We start from the raw sequence: 18363 nt of genomic DNA, 5'->3' as shown, positions 1-18363 counted from the left end.
TTGTCAGTTGCGAAATAAGATGTAATGATAATTGCTCTCAATAACGTGACTGAGCTTTTCATGAGCATCGCGACGGACGGCCAGCAACAGCTTCACATCCTGTACCGCGACCACCACGGCTGGCTGCAAGGCTGGTTGCGCAAACGCCTGGGCGACCGCGAGCATGCTGCCGACGTGGCACACGACACTTTCCTGCGCCTGTTAGTGTCCGGGCGTTTCCCAGGCGACAAGGAAAGTCGCAGCTACCTGGCACAAATCGCGCGCAACCTGGTGATCGATCAATGGCGGCGCTTGCGTATCGAGCGCGCCTACCTGGAAAGCATCGCGCACCTGCCCGAGCCCGAGTCGCCGTCCCTGGAAACCCGTGCACTGATCCTCGAAACCCTGATGCAGATCGATGCCATGCTCGACCGCATGCCCGATAAGGTGCGCCGTGCATTTTTGCTCTCGCAGTTTGAAGGCTTGAGCTACGCGCAGATCGCCGAGCGCCTGGGCGTCACCGTCAGCTCGGTGCAGAAGTACATGACCCGCGCCATCGTCGCCTGTTACCAGGCGGTCTACGAAGAATGAATCACGATGCGCCCATCGCGCCGGCGATTGTCGAGCAAGCCAGCGAGTGGCTGATGCTGCAATGGGGCGGCGAACTGCAAGGGGAACAACGCCAGGCATTTGCCCAATGGCAGGCGGCCGATCCGGAACACCGCCGCGCCTGGCAGCGCTTGCAGCAGTTGCAACACACCCTTGGCGGCGTGCCCGCCGACAGCGCTCGCGCCGTATTGCGCGACACCCCGGATACCCAGCGCCGCGCCGCGCTGAAGTTGCTCGGTTTGCTGTTGGTGGCCGGGGGCAGCAGTTATCTGGTCCAGCGCAGCGAACCCTGGCAGGCCGCCTTCGCCGAGCACCGCACGGCCACGGGCGAAATTCGCCACGTCACGTTGAGCGACGGCACGTTACTGGACCTCAACAGCGACAGCGCCGTGGACCTGCGTTTCAGCGCCACCGAACGGCGTATCCGCTTGATCCGTGGCGAAGTCCTGCTGACCAGCGGCCACGATCCCTCCCGCCCGTTGATCGTTGAAACGCCTGCCGGTGATGTGCAGGCCTTGGGCACACGCTTTGCCGTGCGCGAACTGCCCGACGCCAGCCGCGTCGACCTCTACGAAGGCCGCCTGCGGGTTACGCCGCTGCATGGCATGGCGGTGCATATGAATGCCGGTGAAAGCCTGTGGTTCAACGCACACCAAAGCGCTGCGCTGCCGGCGGTGAACGCCAATGCCAGCAGTTGGACCAAGCACCGCCTGGTCGCCGAGCGCCAGCCGCTGGGTGAGTTCGTGGCCCAGTTGAGTCGCTATCGCCAGGGTCTGTTGCGCTGTGATCAAGCCGTGTCGGGCCTGTTATTGACGGGTGTGTTCCCCCTCAACGATACCGACGCGATCCTGGCGGCCCTGGAGCGTTCATTGCCGGTGCAGGTCCAGGCTGTGACGCGTTACTGGGTGACGATAAAGGCGCGGGCCTGAAAAAAATATCGCCGGCGCTTGTCGGTTTCTGCACGCCGTGCGGGATACCTCTTGAAAGCCAATCAAGAAGCGTTCTCACGGGGAGTCCTGCAATGTCGCACCACCCAATCCAACCCTTGGCCCGCGCTCTGCGTCGTGGCTTGTTTGCTGGCCTGCTGGCAACCGCGCCGGTGCTGCCGAACATGGCTCAAGCCGAAGAAAGCACCGAGGCGCTGCGCACCTTTGACATTCCTGCGGGCAGCCTCGACCAGGCGTTGAACCGTTTCGCCAGTGCCTCGGGCATTCTGTTGTCGGTTGACGCGACACTCACCGAAGGCAAGCGCAGCGCGGGCCTGAAAGGACGTTACGGCATAGGCGCGGGGTTGGAGCGCTTGCTGGCGGGCAGCGGTCTGGTGGCAGTGCAGTCCCAGGGCAGTTGGGCATTGCAGGCCATTTCCGGTGGCGGGGCCTTGCAATTGGACGCGACCCAGATCAGTGGCCGGCAGGAGCAGGAAAGCGCCTGGGGCCCGGTGGACGGCATTGTCGCCAAGCGCAGCGCCTCCGGCAGCAAGACCGACTCGGCGCTGGTGGAAATCCCCCAGACGATCAACGTGATCACCGCCGCCGAGATCAAGGCACGTGGCGCCCAGAGTGTCACCCAGGCGTTGCTTTACACACCCGGCATGAGTGCCGGCGGCTTTGCAGACCGGGTCAAGTTGTTCGACGAACCGACCTCCCGGGGTTTCTCGCCCACACCGCTATATCTGGACGGCTTGCACTTGCCTTACGGCGGAGGCAGCACCGGGGGCGCGTTGCAGATCGAGCCGTATTCCCTGGAGCGCATCGAAGTGCTCAAGGGGCCGGCGTCCGTGCTTTACGGCCAGAACCAGCCGGGCGGTATCGTCAATATGGTCAGCAAGCGCCCCAGCGAAACCCCGATACACCAAGTGGTGTTGGAAGCTGGCACCTACGAACACAAAAGCGCGGCCATCGACCTGAGCGGCCCGCTGGACGAGGAGGGGCAGTTGCTCTACCGCCTGACCGGGCTGGCCAACGACGCGCAAGACGAAATCAACTACGTCGAAAACAAGCGCCAGTTCATCGCCCCCAGCCTCACCTGGCGGCCCAACGACGACACCAGCCTGACCCTGTTCGCCCAGTACCAGAAAGACAAAGGCGTGCCCGAAGCCCAAGGCTTGCCGGCGTCTGGCACGCTGTGGGACAACCCCAACGGCAAGATCAAGCGCGATGTGTTTATCGGCGAGCCGGGTGTCAACCAATACAACCGCGAGCAATACGTGTTGGGCTACGAGCTTTCCCATCGCCTCAACGACGTCTGGACCCTCAAGCAAAACGCGCGCTACGCCGAGGTCGACGACCGCTACACCGCGCCGTTGCACGGCTACCGCTTTGTCGCCAACCCAAATACTGGGGTGCAGGACCAACGCTATCTGCAGCGCTTCGGGGTGGACTGGTCGCAGACCAATAAAGTGTTCGGCGTGGACAGCATCGCCCAGGCTGAATTCGACACGGGCGCGTTGTCCCATACCTTCATCGCTGGCCTGGACTACTACCATTCCAACTCGCAGTTTCATGGCTTGTATGACCGTAACCCACCGGTTATCGACCTGTTCAAGCCGGTGTACGGCCAGCGCCTGAATTTCGGCCAACCGTACCGCTGGGACCGCACGATCACCCAGACCGGCCTGTACCTGCAGGACCAGATCAAGCTGGATAAATGGGTGCTGGTACTCGGTGGCCGCTATGACTGGGCCAATGTGGTGAACAAAGAACCGATCCAGGACACGCGCTTCGCCAGTAAAGACCAGGCCTTCACTGGCCGTGCTGGCCTGGTGTATCTGTTCGATAACGGCGTATCGCCCTTCGTCAGCTATTCAGAGTCCTTCTTGCCGCTGGCCGGCACCGATGCGAACCGGAAACCGTTTGAGCCGTCCACCGGCAAACAATACGAAGTCGGCGTGAAGTACCAGCCACCTGGCCAAAAGAGTTTTATCCAAGCCTCTGTTTACCAACTGGACCAGGACAATGTGCTGACCACCAACCCGGTAGACACCACCTTCAGTACCCAAAGCGGTGCGATGCGCTCGCGGGGTGTTGAACTGGAAGCCAAGGCCGTCTTGAGTGACGCCTGGGAAGTGGTTGCCTCGGCGTCGCGCAATGACATCAAGTACACCAAGGACAACGACGGCCGCCAAGGTCGCCACCCGGCCGGCATTTCCCCGCTCACCGCCTCGATGTGGGTCAACTACACCGTGTTGGGTGACACACCGCTGGCCGGCCTGGGTGCGGGCCTCGGCGTGCGCTATGCCCGTCAAAGCCTGGGCGACTACTACGAAGGCGCCTTCAACGTGCCGTCCTACAGCGTCTACGATGCGAGCCTGCGCTACGACCTGGGCGCCTCGCCGCTCAAGCTCAAAGGCGTGAAACTGGCGATGAACGTGCAGAACCTCACCAACAAGACCTACGTCTCGCAGTGCACCAGTAATCTGGATTGCTACTACGGGGAAGGGCGCACGGTGGTATCGAGCCTGACGTACGATTGGTAACTAAGCGTTTACGTGATATTTGCCGCGGTGCGCACCCGTCAAGGGTGCGCTCTGTTGCCGCCCGAGATCTTTGACCCTACACCAGGTCCGCTGCAAATCGTGTACACACATTGGAAAGCATGCGCACATCGGCACCGCTACAGCCTGCCGCTTCGAAAAAGCCGGAGGCTTCTCGCACGACGGCATACATATCCGTGACGATGGATCTTGCTTCATCCGCCCCCAACCCAAAACGTTCAGGCGTACTCAGCAAATTGCTGACAGACGATACCCTGCCCTCATTCCCGATGATCAACGCCTGCAAGCCTAGTTGCGTGGGGTGGGGCAACACGTCAAATACTGGCGCAAGGGAATAGCCCGAGGCGCTGGTCAGCAGAACCCCGGTTTGTTTCAGGTGGTCGTCGCTATTGCCGATCAGCACATTGAAGGCCATACGCTTGTAAAGCTCACGCATGTCAAAGGTGGCATCGTCGCAGACCTTCTTCAACACGTCGGCGATCCTGGAATAGGAAACGGCACTCTCAACCGCGTCAACGCGCATTCGCGGCTTCTCAGTGCTGATCAACGAATTGCAGCTGACATAGTGCTCGCGCCCAGCCCCCTCATGCCGGTCAAAACGCTCGACCATCAAAACCGGTTTGCCGGCGACCTCTACCAACTTGTGCCCGGCTGCGGGTAGACCTGCCGCATCCGCCATTTGAAGGCTGGCGAATTCAGCACGTGGTTGATCGAAAACATCGTCGCTACGGCCGAATTTAGCAATCCATTCCTTACCTTCGTGAGTCACGGTGACCTTCGGCCTGGCGCCGCCCATGGAACTGCCGAACTCGAATAGTCGTGCGATTTCCGCAGGCAGGTCGACATTACCTTTTTCGACCTGATCAAGGCCCACCATGATTTTCTCAAGGTCTTCAAATCGCGGCGGTTGGTGCAGAGTCGGCAACAGGTTTCTTGACGCACTGAACAGCAGGCAGCCCACTCCCGCACCCCGCGAAGCAAGGAGCCATTCAACTTCGTTTTGTGGATGCTGTTTGTGGGTCGCCAGTAGAGCACGCCGACCCCAATTGTCGGGCGTTGCGTCGTCGAGCACACCAAACATGCGTGTCGAGGAATACTGGTTAGGGGTCAGTGGCAGGCTAAGCGGGTCAATCGCAAATGCTTTGGGGCGCGCAAGCCAGCTGTTGGCGTAGCGAAAAACGAATCCGCTTGCGTGCATGGCCACCTCACCAACAGGGACCGGATCACCGACTGAGTGAGCTGAAAAAACGAATGCGTTACCAATCGGCTTCCAAGACATCAGGTTCCCCTTCTGTGCGAATTCGGTCGGGCTCACGGGCGAGGCTCATGGTAATCCCAACCTGGTCAAGTTCTGGTGACGCAATGCTCGCCATACCTTCTTCCAGGTCCATCGCGCTAAGCACATTCATCAGCACGCCGAGGGATACGCCGGCCTCGCCCTGTCTCAGCCGCTGATACGTCTGTCGTGTAATGCCCGCCCGACTGCATATGGTCGAGATTTTCAAACGGCGACGAATGCGGGCTATTTCGATACCGTTCCCGATACCTCTCATCAGTTCAGCGCTTCTCTCTGAGATATACCCTTTGTGGGGGTATGGCTTGACTGTTTCTTGCATGATATATCACCCTTTAAAGCAGTTTAGGTAACTTATATCATCCAAGTCTCTAAGGCCACCTGCAAAAAATCGGCTCGATGCTAAGGCTTTTTGTAGGAGCTAGCTTGCTCGCGAACAACTCACAGGCGCCGCGTTCAATCAGGAAACACGCGTTATCGTTGACGTTTTTCGCGAGCAAGCTAGCTCCTACAGAGGGCATTAGGCTCTATGCCCGGTTTTTTGCAGGGTTGGAAGACTCAAGGGTTCTGCAAAAACACCACATACCCGCGAAACCACTCATTACCCCGCAGATACCCCGGCTCTTGCCACTCCCCACCCTGAATCAAACCGATCTTGAACGGAACTCCCATTCGGTTCATCCGTGGCAGGTACGCCGCGTAATCCGGGATGCTGTGCCGCCCCTGATACGTCTGCACCACCACTTCATCCACTACGCCTTTGAGCTGGGCGATGGCGGCCGGGTCGGCGTTACTGCTCCAGTCCATCAGGCCGGTGATGCTTAACCGCAGGTCGGCAGGCAGGCGCCGGCGCAGGTCGCGCAGGAAGTTCGCGTATTCGTGCAGGTATTGGGTGCGGGCGTCGAAGTCGATCTGGATGCCAACCACAGGGTTGCCAGCGTCACGCCAGCGTTGCACCTGACCGAGCAGTTGGGTGTAGACCTGTTCCGGCCAGTGCAGGGTGTGGGCGCGGTAGACCACCCAGATTTCGCCTTGGGTAATGCGCGGTACGCTGATGCCCTGGGCGATCAGTTGCACGTCGCGTTGGGGCGCGCGGCGAGTAGAGTTGATCTGGCCCTGGAGGATGTACAGTGTCCGGGCCTGCTTGATCACCGGCTGGGGCGTGACACCACTCCACAGCCAGAAAGCGTCATAGTCGCGGGCGTCGACCGCACCGAAAGCCGGGCCTGCCAGCAACAGCAAACCCAGCCACAGCGACTTCACCAGTAGTACTGCAGCGATTTGCCCCACTGGGTGTCGGCGAAACCGGTCTTGAGCTGGCGGAACCAGGCTTTGCGTACCGCGGGCGCGACGTCTTCGCCACCGCAGCTGTTGTAGCCGGCCGGCGCGTAGCAATTGATGGCGCGGAACAGTGCATAGGCCTTGTCGGTTTTCGGCGCCTTGGCATTGGCGATCACCTGTTTGTAGCCGTCCAGGCGCGAGAAGGTTTCACCCTTGAACTGCGATTCGGTGCTGCCCAGGCTGCCGGCGGCGCGGGGGTGTTCCAGGGGCATGCCGTCCAGGCCGTTGCGCAGGATGAACTCACCGAAGCAGTTCAAGGCGTGGGGGTTTTTGGCCTCATCCTGCAAGGTCGCGGCGGTTTGCGCGATGCTTGGGCAGGCGTAGCCGGATTCGGCTTTGTCACCGTTCCACTGGAACAGCTTCAAGGACTGGCCGCTGGTGTAGGTGTAGCCCAGGCTGGTGCCGAGCTTGTCGTCAGCGAGCGAGGCTTGCTTGAGGTCATCGGCAAAGGTGGCGTACTGGCCGTGCAGCAGGTCTTTATAGAGCAGCACGAATTGCGCACTCTGGCGCTCGGTCGGGTCGCTGGCCTTGGCGATCTGCTGGCGCAGCAGGTCGGGCCCGGCGACGTTGCGCAGCAGGATGTAGCGCACTTGCTTGGCGCTGATCGGCGAATCGGTTGCGAACACCTTGGCCAGTTGGCCGCTGCGCTCATAGTTCATCGCCAGGGCCAGCTCCAGCTGGTCGCGTTGCAACGGCTGCTTTGCCAGGGGCAGCAATTGCAGCCACAGCGCTTCGGCGCCTTGCCAGTCTTGCTTGGCTTCCAGGGCCAGGGCGCGCAGAGTCTGCTGACTGAAGGCGAAATAGTCGAGGCTCGACGGCACGCTGTCGGGCAGATGCTTCAAGGCGTTGTCAGGCTGATGCTCGACGTACAGGGCATACGCCGCTTGCAGGTAGTCGAACAAGGCCGGCTCGTTGGCGAAGGTGCTCTTTTGCTTGTCGAGGTCTTCTCGGCTCAGGAGCGGCGGCGTATGAGCACGCATCGCCATCAGGTCGCTGACCACTTGCAGCATTGGGCTGTTCTGCGCCTTGTTGCCGACCATCAGCAACTTGAGGTCAGCTTCTTCGACCAACTCGTCGACGCTCACATTGCGCTGGGCGTCGGTTGCCTCGGTAAATTGCCAGGTAAAGTCTTCGGCAAGCTTGGCGTCGTCGTTCGCCAGCCAATGCACGCGGCGCAGCAGGCCACGGGCGGACGCAACGTAATCGCCTTGTGGATAATGTTTCAGGTAACCGAGAAAGCCTTCTTCGGCGTCGCTCAAGGCAGACTTATCCACATGCTCGCGTTGCGGCATACCGTACTCATCGAAGGCTTCGGCCTGGGCCCGGTTCAACGAGGTGCGTGCGGTCATGTACAGCGCGGTCTCTTTCAGCCAAGGCAGATCGCTGGTCGCGGCGGCGGCGAAACCGCGCTCGGCGTAAACGAAGCGACCGCCGTAGAAATCGGCGGCGGCCTGCAGGTAGGTGCGAAACAGCTGGGCATTGGCCGAGGGCGTCAACTGCGCGTCCACCACCTGGCCTGTGAAGTCACAGGTGGTCAGCAACTGCAACCGCGCTTTCACCAGCAAGTCGCGCTCGGCTGGCGGCATATCGGCTTTGATCACCTGACTGATAAACGCCGTGGCGCTGTCATCGCTGTTGCTGCGGCAGCGGCTGCCTTCGCCATTCAGGAACGCTTCACCGGCAGTCTTGTATTCCTCGCGCTTGATGCCCAGCGGTTGGAGCAGGGTGTCGAGTTCGGCCGTGCGTGAATCGTCCGCTTTGTTATCGGGCTCATCATTCGCGGCCGGCACCGGCACCAGGCGATACACCGGAAACGGCACCGGTCCGAAACCCTGGGCCAAATCGTCTTCGCCCAAGGCATTGGGCGTCAGCGGCGCGGCTTTTTTGTCGGCCAGCAACAGGCGCAGGTTGACCCGGCTGTCGTTGCCCGGGCTGAGAAAGGGCTGGTTGCTGCAGGGTTCGAGACTGTCACGCGAGACCCGCCAGTCGGGGTAGCACGAGTCGTCGGAACTGGCCTGGGCCTGTAGGGAAATACCGGCCAGCAGAGCCAGTGCCAGAGGTGACAAAAAACCGATGCGCATGACGTGTCCTTGATCCTGAGTCCTTGGAGGGCCCCAATAATAGCCTGTTCTGAGCTGTGCTTCGGTGAGGTCCTACGCAAAATACCGATTTGTCCGATTCCAGCGGCGAAGCCTGGGCTTTTGTCCTAGAGTGGCGGTGTTTGCGCTCAGGCAAGCGAGCTAATGCCAGGGGTATTGAAGTGCGTCGGTCTGTGGTTGAGCAAAACGAAAAAGCCGGAGCGCTGCCAGCCTTGCAGCGCCTGACCTGGCAAAGTGCTGGTCGACTCAGCCGTCTCTGGTGGGTACCGATCCTGGCGCTGGCCATGGCCCTGCGGTTTTATCACCTCACCTCGGCGGCGATCTGGGGCGATGAAGGGTCGAGCCTGTTGCTCAGTGAATACGCCGTGGCCGACCTGTGGTTTCACGCGGCCCATGATGTGCATCCGCCGCTGTATTTCTTCCTGCTGCGCGGCTGGATCGAAGTGTTCGGCGACAGCATCGGGTCCATTCGCAGCATGAGCGCGCTGCCGGGCGTAGCCGTGGTTGGCTTGGGCATCTGGCTGACGCGGCAACTGTCCACCCGGCGCACGGCGGTGCTGGCGGGCATCCTGCTGGCGCTGTTGCCGACGGCGGTGCGCTACAGCCAGGAAGTGCGCATGTATTCGCTGCTGGGCGTGTGGCTACTGGGCGCCACGCTGGCGCTGGTGTACTGGGTGAGGCAGCCTGAACGCGCGCGTTATTTGGCTGTGTATGTGTTGTTGATGAGCGCCGGGTTCTATACCCACTACTTCACCGCGCTGTGCGTATTGGTGCATTGGGCGTACCTGGGGTTGCAGGCGCCAGTTCAACGCTTGATTACGCGGCCTGCCTGGTGGGTCGCCAACGTAGCGATTGTGCTGGTGTATCTGCCCTGGCTGCCCAACCTGCTGGACCTGGTGCAGCACCTGGATCAGCTTAAAGTCGGCGGCGACATTGGTTGGGAAGATCCGGTCAATCTGCTGTCGCTGCCGTCGATGATCTGGCAGTTCCTGCTGCAGGATGACGGTCTTGGCATCTGGCCGCCGCTGTTCTGGCTGTTCCCCCTGCTGCTGGCCGTGGTGGTTGTGCTGACCGCCTGGCGCAATCGCCCGGCGCGCCTGCCGGCATTGTTTTGCCTGCTGCCGCTGCTGCTGGTCTATGGCGTGTCTTTCATCTCGCCGGTGTTTATCGAGCGTTACCTCACGGTGTATGCGTTGGGCCTGCCGATAGTCCTGGCGCTTGCCATCGACCGTTTGCCGTCCCGTTTTTCCTGGCTGGGCGTGGCATTGTTCGCACTGTTTGTTGGCGTAGAACTGTTGGGGTTAAAGAACAACTTCGAGGTGGATGAGCACGACCAGTTCAACGTGCCCGTGGAGTTCGTCAATCGCAACTACCAGGAAGGCGACCGTATCGTCCTCAGTGACATGATGTGGTACCTCAGCTACGTGTATTACGACCAGACCGACGCCCAACTGCAGCTCTACACGCCGCCCAAACCCGACGGCGCTGCCACTCGCCCGAACGCCTATGGTTTCGGCACACTGGTGGACCAGGACGGTGGCCGCATCTATCTGGACCGCCTCTCAGCACTGCCCGCTCAAACGCGCCGGGTATGGTTGATCAGCAGCAACGAAGCCCCGGATGAATTCGCGCCACTGCCCAACGGCTGGCGCGAAATCAGTCGCCAGGATGGCGGTGGCGCCAGGGCGCGGTTGTTCGTGCTATGCAACGCACCGGCGCCGCAACCTGAAGGCTGCCGCTAGACTCACTTCAACCTACTTATGAGGAGCCTTCCATGGAATCGCCAGTGCACAGCCTACCGGCTTTGTTCAAACAGCTTGGCTTGCCGGACGACCCGGTCAGTATCGAGCAATTTGTCGCCTCTCATTCGCCGCTCAAGCCGGAGTTGAAACTCGCGGATGCGTTTTTTTGGACGGAGAGCCAGAGGGCGTTTTTGCGTGAGGAGATTCGCGACGATGCGGATTGGGCGGTAGTGGTGGATGAGTTGAATCTGATGTTGCGGGGTGGACGACGGGTGTAAAAAAATATCCCAATAAAGGCGAGCATGTAAAAAAAAATGGTGAGCGGTAAAAAAAACTGGGCTTTAATCGCTTAAGTGAATTTTTTCTGGAAAAGCTCGCCATGCCAACAGTCGGATACGCTCATCTGTGTGAGGCGCTGGATCTAAAGGTTATCGCACCGTTGCGCGCTGCGATGATCAAGCCGGTGACCAGGATTACCCTGATCGGTGACTGCCTGGCGGTGCCCCATTCTGTGGCGCCTGCCCAACATGCGCTGTTTGAACATGTGCTGTTTGCGCTTAAGCATGAAGGCGTGAACCTGGCGATACTTGCCCAGGTGTTTGAACAGCTTGGCCCAGAACCATTTTTGGCGGCACTGGCTGGCGCGCCCAACGGTGCGTTTATCCGAAAAGCCTGTTTTCTTTGGGAAGGCTTTACCGGGAAAATGCTGGATCACACCCTTCCTGTTCGTGGTCGCGTTGTTCCCTTGTTCGATCCCCAGCGCTATGTAACCGGTCCGAGCATTCGCAACAGTCGTTGGCGAGTGGATTTCAATGGTTTGGGCTCTTTGCATTATTGCGCCACCGTAGAGCGAACGCCTGAGCTGGAAGCGTTGTTGGCGCTTGATGTATTGGCTCGTGCCAAATCCTTCATGGCCACCCTCCCTCCCGAAATGATGGACCGCGCCATCCAGTGGGCATACCTGCACGAAACCCGCGATTCATTTGCCATCGAAAAAGAACAACCCAGCGAAGAAAAATCCCGCCGCTTCGTCCAACTCCTGCGCCAGGCCCACGAAGGCCGGTTGCTCACCGAGGAGTACTTGGTCGAGCTGCAAAACAGCACCGTCTCCAATCCCTTTGACAAAGCCGTCGCGTTTCGCCACGAACAGAACCATCTGCACAACGGGCTGCGCGGCGCTGCCGGTGTGAGCTACGTGCCGCCAGTTCCCGCGCTTTGCCAGGAACTGATGGAAGAGCTTATGGCCTTCGCCAACCAGCCCGTGCGGGACGTCGATCCTTTGGTGGCGGCGGCAGTCACCGCTTTCGGCTTTGTCTTCCTGCACCCGTTCATGGACGGTAATGGGCGCCTGTCTCGCTTCCTGATTCACCAGACGCTTTGCCACTACGGCGCACTGGAAAATGGCTTGTTGCTGCCAGTCTCCGTCGCCATGAAGCATGAAGAGCAAGCCTACCTGGAGGCACTCAAGACCTTCTCCCAACCCATGCGGGAATTCTGGAACGTCACCTGGCTGGACGCCGACCACATGGCGTTCGACTTCATCGGCCACACCTCGATCTACCGCTACTGGGACGCCACCCGCTGCGTCGAATTCACCCTGCAAATGGCCCGCCGAGCCCTGGAAGTGGAACTGCGCGAAGAAACCGAATTCCTCGACCGCTACGACCGTGTGATCAAGGCCGTGAACCAACGCTACGACGTGCGCGGCAGTGAGTTGTCGAAGCTGGTGATGATGTGCCTGGATAACGGTGGGAAGCTTTCGAAGCATCGGCGTAAGCAGTTTCAGTACCGCGTGTCGGAGGAGGTGTTTGGGTTTATTGAGGAGGAGGCGGGGCGTGCTCTGCGCGAAATCGGGAAATTTCCTTTCGACTAAACAGAAACGGGCGATAGTTGCCAGCGTGAGGAGATCGTTATTAACAGGTGCTGGCTACCTGTTCTGGACACAACATGAAACTGACGCGCATGCATGTTTTTTGGTTTTGGGGAGCCATGGATGCCCTTTATCTAATTCGGTATACAGTAGCAAGCGCAATAGAGGGAAGGATTCCCTATTTAAGTGATATTGAAAATGCTTTATGGGTGCTGCGTGATCACAGTCGTGGGCAGTTATACATGCTCGGCATTGCCATGCTGCTGCAAGTTTCGATCCTGATCTCCTGCGTACTGCTCTTCCTCGGACATGAACAGGTGAGGTGGGTTACTTACCTTCAAACACCCTTGCGATTGGCTTTTATCGTGCCTTCTGTTTCGCTGTTGCTGGTAGGCGCTCAGCTTGTTCCTAACTACAACCTGGTGTTGATGGCTGTGCTAGTGGTTATCTCTGAAGTCGTTAAGGTCTGGAGCGTATGGCGTTGGTGCAAAAAATCCTGACCGGCCAATAGGCTTGGCAACCAAAACTCCATCATCTAATCACGTGCGCATGGGTCTCGCTGCGCAATGGCCAGGACATGATGGGCGAAACCCAGCGTCGCCTGGAGGGTCAGGCTGAAAAATAGCCCCCCACATCCGACGCTGATCCAAATGTGGGAGGGGGCTTGCTCCCGATGAGGGCGTGTCAGTAAATGCATCTGTGGCTGGCCCATGCAATCGGGAGCAAGCCCCTTCCCACATTCGTCCTGCGGTGATGCCGCTGAATCGCTCCATCCATCGAGAAATTGTTTCAAAACTTGACGACGACTCGTCCCTCCACCATATTAATAGTTAGCAAACTAACTGTATGCGAACTATCCAGTGCCTCAATCCCTCGAACAACTCCAGATGAACCTCAGCAGCAGCATGGTGGTGGGCGCCCGTAACTGGCGCAAAATCTGCCAGACCACGCTGGTGAGCTATGGCATCTCCGAAGCCTGCGCCGTGCCGTTGTTGATGATCGGCCGCCTGGGAGACGGTGTGCACCAGGTCAAGGTGGCCCAGGCCTCCGGCATGGAGAGCCCGTCGCTGGTGCGCCTGCTCGACCGGCTGTGCAGCGACGGCTATGTGTGCCGCGCCGAAGACATCCACGACCGCCGCGCCAAGGCCCTGAGTCTCACCGAGCGTGGCCGTGAGCTGGTGCAGGCGGTGGAGGCGCAACTGGTGCGCCTGCGTAACGAAGTCCTGGCGGATATCGCCACCCCGGATCTGGAAGCCGCATTGCGCGTGCTGCGGGCCTTCGAGGCGGCCGAGGCTGTGTCATCTTGAGCGGATTTTTTACCGGTTTCCCGCCTGCCCGCGACTGGTTCTATGGGGTCCGTACATTCGCTGCGTCGATGATCGCGCTGTACATCGCCATGCTGATGCAAATGCCGCGTCCGTACTGGGCGATGGCCACGGTGTATATCGTCTCCAGCCCGTTTGTTGGCCCCACCAGTTCCAAGGCGCTGTACCGCGCCATCGGCACTTTCATGGGCGCGGCGGCGGCGGTGCTGTTCGTGCCGATGTTCGTGCAGTCACCTTACCTGTTGGTGGTGGTGATCGCGTTGTGGACGGGCACCTTGCTGTTCCTTTCCATGCACCTGCGCACGGCCAATAATTACGCCCTGATGCTGGCCGGCTATACCTTGCCGCTGATCGCCCTGCCAGTGGTGGATAACCCCTTGGCAGTCTGGGATGTGGCGGAGGCGCGTACCGAAGAAATCTTCCTTGGCATCGCGGTCGCGGCGGTGGTGGGCGCAATGTTCTGGCCACGGCGCCTGATGCCGGTGTTCGATGGCTCGGTGGCCAAGTGGTTCAGCGACGCCCAGGTCTACAGCCAGCGCTTTCTCAGCCGCAAGGTCGACCCGGAAGAAGTCAGCAACCTGCGCGGCGGCATGGTCGCCACCTTCAACACCCTTGAGTTGATGATCGGCCAGTTGCCCCACGAAGGCGCGCGGCCGCAAACGGTGCGCAACACCAAAGAACTGCGCGGGCGCATGATTCACCTGCTGCCGGTGATCGACGCGCTGGATGACGCGGTGTATGCCATCGAACACCGTGCGCCTGAGTTTCTTGATCAGCTCACGCCGCTGCTGGAAGAGGCCAATGCCTGGCTCCAAAGCACCACCGAACAAGCGCCCTTGGATCGCTGGCGCGTGCTGCGCGACAAGATCGACGCCGCGCAACCCCAGGGCGAAGCGCTGGATGACCGCCACACCCTGCTGTTCTCCAACGCCCTGTACCGCCTGGGCGAATGGGTCGACCTGTGGCAAGACTGTCGCAGCCTGCAAGCCGCCATCCAGTGCGAAAGCCAGGACACCTGGCGCGCCGTCTACCGCCACTGGCGCCTGGGCCGGCTCACGCCGTTTCTTGACCGTGGCCTGATGTTCTACTCGGCGTTTTCCACCGTCACCGCGATCATAGTCGCCTCGGTGCTGTGGATTCTGCTGGGCTGGACCGATGGCGGCAGCGCCGTGATCCTGGCCGCCGTGGCCTGCAGCTTCTTCGCCTCGATGGACGACCCGGCGCCGCAGATCTACCGGTTCTTTTTCTGGACCGCCATGTCGGTGCTATTCGCCAGCCTGTATCTGTTCCTGGTGCTGCCCAACCTGCACGATTTCCCCATGCTGGTGCTGGCTTTTGCCGTACCGTTTATCTGCATCGGCACGCTTACCGTGCAGCCAAGGTTCTACCTGGGCATGCTGCTGACGCTGGTGAACACCTCGTCGTTTATCAGCATCCAGGGCGCCTATGACGCCGACTTCCTCAACTTCGCTAACGTCAACCTGGCCGGGCCGGTGGGCCTGCTGTTCGCGTTTGTATGGACCTTGATCGCCCGGCCCTTCGGCGCAGAACTGGCGGCCAAGCGCCTGACCCGTTTCAGCTGGCGTGACATCGTTGGCCTGACCGAGCCCGCAACCCTGAACGAACACCGGCACATGGCCGCGCAAATGCTCGACCGCCTGATGCAGCACCTGCCGCGCCTGGCTCTCACCGGCCAGGACACCGGCAGCGCCCTGCGCGACCTGCGCGTAGCGCTGAACCTGCTCGACCTGCTGGCCTACTCGCCGCGCATCCTCGGCGTGCCACGGGTGCTGCTCAACCAGGTGGTGGAAGGCGTGGGTGGTTACTTCAAGGCTTGCCTCAAGGCCGGTGAACGCTTACCCGCGCCCAGCGGTCTGCTCATGACCCTGGACCGCACGCGCCGCGCCCTCAACGGCCAGGGCCTGCAAGACGAAGACGACACCCGCCTGCACCTGCTGCATGCCTTGGCCGGCCTGCGCCTGGCGCTGTTGCCTGGCGTGGAATTCATTGGCGGCACGGAAATGGAAGCGCCGCTACCCGATGGAGCGCCTTTATGATCGGTGATCTGGATATCAGCGGGGTGTTCCTGCCCACGCTGCTGGTGCTGATGGGCATTACCTATGTGTTGTTTCTGGTGGTGCACGGGCTGTTGACGCGCATGCACTTCTATCGCCTGGTCTGGCACCGGGCATTGTTCAATGTGGGGCTGTACGCGCTGTTGCTGGGCGCGGTGGACTCACTCAGTCGATATTTGATGACATGAAAAAACCTTTTTTGACTATCGGCCGTGTCGTCCTGACGTTGTTGATCGTGACTTTCGCGGTCGTCGTTGTGTGGCGCATGGTCATGTACTACATGTTTGCGCCCTGGACCCGTGACGGCCACATCCGCGCCGACATCGTGCAGATCGCCCCGGACGTGTCCGGGCTGATCCAACGCGTCGACGTGCGCGACAACCAATTGGTGACCAAGGGCCAGGTGCTCTTTGCCGTCGACCAGGACCGCTTCAAGCTGGCCCTGCGCCAAGCCCAGGCCGCCGTGGCTGACCGCCAGGAAACCCTGGCCCAGGCCCAGCGCGAGTACAAGCGTAACCGTGGCCTCGGCAACCTGGTGCCCAGCGAGCAATTGGAAGAAAGCCAGTCCCGCGTGGCCCGCGCCCAATCGGCCCTGGCCGAAGCCCAGGTGACGGTGGACTCTGCCCAACTCAACCTCGACCGCTCGGTGATCCGCAGCCCCGTGGACGGCTACGTCAACGACCGCGCACCGCGCACCCAGGAGTTCGTCACCGCCGGGCGCCCGGTGCTGTCGGTGGTGGACAGCAATTCCTTCCACATCGACGGCTACTTCGAAGAGACCAAACTCGACGGCATCCATGTCGGTATGGGCGTGGACATCCGCGTGATCGGCGACAACGCTCGCCTGCATGGGCATGTACAAAGCATCGTCGCCGGTATCGAAGACCGCGACCGCAGCAGCGGCTCCAACCTGTTGCCCAACGTCAACCCGGCGTTCAGCTGGGTGCGCCTGGCCCAGCGGATCCCGGTGCGCATCGCCTTTGATGATGTGCCGGCGGACTTTCGCATGATCGCCGGGCGTACGGCGACGGTGTCGATCATCGACGACAAAGTTAAAGACGGGGACAAACCATGAAGCGGCTTCTGGCAACCGCTTCCCTGGGGTTGTTGCTGTCGGCCTGCCAAGTGGTAGGCCCGGATTACAAACTGCCGGAACAGGCCGCAGTCAACCGTGGCGACCTGCAAGGGCCGATCATGGGTGAGGGCAGCAACGTGGTCTCGGCGCCGGTGCCGGCTGACTGGTGGAAGCTGTACAACGACCCGCGCCTGGACCAGCTGGTGCAGCAGGCGATGGCCTCCAACACCGACCTGCGCGTGGCCGCCGCCAACCTGCAGCGTTCGCGTTACCAGGTGCAGCAAGCCGAATCCGCTGGCGGCTGGAGTGCCGGCGCCAAGGCTGAGGCCCAGCGCTTGCAAGAATCCGGCGAAGCGTTTTTGCTGCCGGACAAAGTCCCGGTCGGCAATATCGGCAGCGTCGGTATCACCACTTCCTATCAATTCGACCTGTTCGGCACCTTGCAGCGCGGCATCGAAAGTGCCAAGGCCAGCGCAGATGCAACCCAGGCCGCTGCCGATATCGCCCGCATCACCCTGGTGGCCGATGTGGTGCGTTCCTACACCCAGGTGTGCGCGGCCAACGAAGAGCTGGCGATTGCCAACCAGTCTCTCGACCTGCAAGCCCAGAGCACCAAGCTGACCCAGCGCCTGCGCGATGCCGGGCGCGGCGATGAAACCCAGGTGACCCGTTCGCAAACCCAATACAAATCCCTGCGTGCCGATATGCCGCGCTACGAGGCCTCGCGCCAGGCCGGGCTGTTCCGATTGTCGATGCTGCTGGCCAAACCGGTGGACCAGCTGCCGGCCGGCACCAATAGCTGCGCCGAGCTGCCGCACATCGCCCAACTGCTGCCGGTAGGCGATGGCGCCACGTTGCTCAAGCGCCGCCCCGACGTGCGGCAGGCCGAACGCCAACTGGCCGCCGCCACCGCGCGCATCGGCGTGGCGACCGGCGCGCTGTACCCGGATATCAGCATCGGCGCCACGGTAGGCACCGTGGGCCTGCTGGAAAACCTCGGCACACCGGCCACCAACCGCTGGGGCTTTGGCCCGATGATCAGTTGGACGGTGCCGACCAACGGCGCCCGCGCGCGTATCCATGAAGCCGAAGCCGCGACCCAGGGCGCCCTGGCCCACTTCGACGGCGTGGTACTCAACGCCATCCGCGAAACCCAGACCGGCCTGGCGCAATACACCGCCGTGTTGCAGCGCCGCGACGCCCTGGCCGAAGCCGAACAATCCGCGCGGCAGGCAGCGGACCAGACCCACCGCTTCTTCCAGGCCGGCCGCGAATCGTTCCTGGCCGACCTGCAAGCCACGCGCACCTACACCGAAATGCGCGCGCAACTGGCGGCGGCCAACACCCAGGTTGCCATGAGCCAGATCGATCTGTTCCTGGCCTTGGGCGGCGGTTGGGAAAGCGGACGAACGCAAGGTACAAAACCCGGCAAACCGTGAGGTGATTGCTATGCTTTGTCAG

16 protein-coding genes are annotated in these 18363 nt (G+C 60.9%); 12 read left to right on the top strand and 4 right to left on the bottom strand.

What is annotated here, in order from left to right:
• Window positions 1–60 precede the first annotated feature (60 nt).
• The 3 genes from QZR30_RS25610 to QZR30_RS25600 all read left to right on the top strand — a co-directional run bounded on the left by QZR30_RS25610 (window position 61) and on the right by QZR30_RS25600 (window position 4063).
• Window positions 61–570: a sigma-70 family RNA polymerase sigma factor gene (locus QZR30_RS25610; protein WP_046070319.1), complete on the top strand. Its 510-nt coding sequence runs from the start codon at window positions 61–63 to the stop codon at window positions 568–570.
• Entirely contained in the window at window positions 567–1517 is a 951-nt protein-coding gene (locus tag QZR30_RS25605) for a FecR domain-containing protein (RefSeq protein WP_046070320.1), read from the top strand. The genes QZR30_RS25610 and QZR30_RS25605 overlap by 4 nt, the downstream gene beginning before the upstream one ends.
• Before the next feature lie 92 nt (window positions 1518–1609).
• Complete coding sequence (locus tag QZR30_RS25600) at window positions 1610–4063, top strand: TonB-dependent siderophore receptor (protein WP_056847284.1); 2454 nt, start codon at window positions 1610–1612, stop codon at window positions 4061–4063.
• Window positions 4064–4139: 76 nt separating this feature from the next.
• Here the strand turns inward: QZR30_RS25600 and QZR30_RS25595 are convergent, their stop codons facing one another.
• The 4 genes from QZR30_RS25595 to QZR30_RS25580 form a co-directional block, all read right to left on the bottom strand.
• Window positions 4140–5360, bottom strand: a complete 1221-nt coding sequence (locus QZR30_RS25595) for a type II toxin-antitoxin system HipA family toxin (protein WP_081214389.1) — start codon at window positions 5358–5360, stop codon at window positions 4140–4142.
• Window positions 5338–5697 carry a helix-turn-helix domain-containing protein gene (locus QZR30_RS25590; RefSeq protein WP_311904511.1) on the bottom strand — a complete coding sequence of 120 codons (360 nt, stop codon included), beginning with the start codon at window positions 5695–5697 and terminating at the stop codon, window positions 5338–5340. Before QZR30_RS25590 ends, QZR30_RS25595 begins: the two co-directional genes overlap by 23 nt.
• A 236-nt stretch (window positions 5698–5933) precedes the next feature.
• Entirely contained in the window at window positions 5934–6638 is a 705-nt protein-coding gene (locus QZR30_RS25585; RefSeq protein ID WP_046070324.1) for a DUF3142 domain-containing protein, read from the bottom strand.
• A complete protein-coding gene (locus tag QZR30_RS25580; protein WP_311904510.1) occupies window positions 6635–8797 on the bottom strand; it encodes an outer membrane assembly lipoprotein YfiO in 2163 nt (720 codons plus the stop codon). The genes QZR30_RS25585 and QZR30_RS25580 overlap by 4 nt, the downstream gene beginning before the upstream one ends.
• A 179-nt stretch (window positions 8798–8976) precedes the next feature.
• On the opposite strand from QZR30_RS25580, the gene QZR30_RS25575 reads away from it, so the two are divergent.
• The 9 genes from QZR30_RS25575 (at window position 8977) to QZR30_RS25535 (ending at window position 18341) form a co-directional block, all read left to right on the top strand.
• A complete protein-coding gene (locus QZR30_RS25575; RefSeq protein WP_059398171.1) occupies window positions 8977–10557 on the top strand; it encodes a glycosyltransferase family 39 protein in 1581 nt (526 codons plus the stop codon).
• A gap of 32 nt (window positions 10558–10589) precedes the next feature.
• Window positions 10590–10835: a DUF2789 domain-containing protein gene (locus QZR30_RS25570; protein ID WP_059398172.1), complete on the top strand. Its 246-nt coding sequence runs from the start codon at window positions 10590–10592 to the stop codon at window positions 10833–10835.
• Between the two features lie 101 nt (window positions 10836–10936).
• Window positions 10937–12430 (top strand): Fic family protein, encoded by a 1494-nt coding sequence (locus QZR30_RS25565; protein ID WP_056847278.1) that lies wholly within the window; start codon window positions 10937–10939, stop codon window positions 12428–12430.
• A gap of 74 nt (window positions 12431–12504) precedes the next feature.
• Window positions 12505–12927: a hypothetical protein gene (locus QZR30_RS25560; protein WP_177342325.1), complete on the top strand. Its 423-nt coding sequence runs from the start codon at window positions 12505–12507 to the stop codon at window positions 12925–12927.
• 387 nt (window positions 12928–13314) lie between these two features.
• Window positions 13315–13734: a MarR family winged helix-turn-helix transcriptional regulator gene (locus QZR30_RS25555; protein WP_046070329.1), complete on the top strand. Its 420-nt coding sequence runs from the start codon at window positions 13315–13317 to the stop codon at window positions 13732–13734.
• Window positions 13731–15809 carry an FUSC family protein gene (locus QZR30_RS25550; RefSeq protein WP_046070330.1) on the top strand — a complete coding sequence of 693 codons (2079 nt, stop codon included), beginning with the start codon at window positions 13731–13733 and terminating at the stop codon, window positions 15807–15809. Before QZR30_RS25555 ends, QZR30_RS25550 begins: the two co-directional genes overlap by 4 nt.
• Window positions 15806–16015, top strand: coding sequence for a DUF1656 domain-containing protein (locus QZR30_RS25545; RefSeq protein ID WP_003187469.1), 210 nt, complete (start codon window positions 15806–15808; stop codon window positions 16013–16015). The genes QZR30_RS25550 and QZR30_RS25545 overlap by 4 nt, the downstream gene beginning before the upstream one ends.
• Window positions 16012–16902 (top strand): efflux RND transporter periplasmic adaptor subunit, encoded by an 891-nt coding sequence (locus tag QZR30_RS25540; protein WP_071493232.1) that lies wholly within the window; start codon window positions 16012–16014, stop codon window positions 16900–16902. Before QZR30_RS25545 ends, QZR30_RS25540 begins: the two co-directional genes overlap by 4 nt.
• On the top strand, window positions 16899–18341 hold the full coding sequence (locus tag QZR30_RS25535; RefSeq protein WP_046070331.1) for an efflux transporter outer membrane subunit: 1443 nt from the start codon (window positions 16899–16901) through the stop codon (window positions 18339–18341). The genes QZR30_RS25540 and QZR30_RS25535 overlap by 4 nt, the downstream gene beginning before the upstream one ends.
• The last annotated feature ends 22 nt before the right edge of the window (window positions 18342–18363 follow it).

The sequence above is a fragment of the Pseudomonas sp. rhizo25 genome, assembly GCF_031931935.1.
GTDB classification, from domain to species: domain Bacteria; phylum Pseudomonadota; class Gammaproteobacteria; order Pseudomonadales; family Pseudomonadaceae; genus Aquipseudomonas; species Aquipseudomonas synxantha.
Note: the sequence above shows the minus strand (reverse complement) of the source record. Positions and strands in the feature narration are given on the sequence as shown.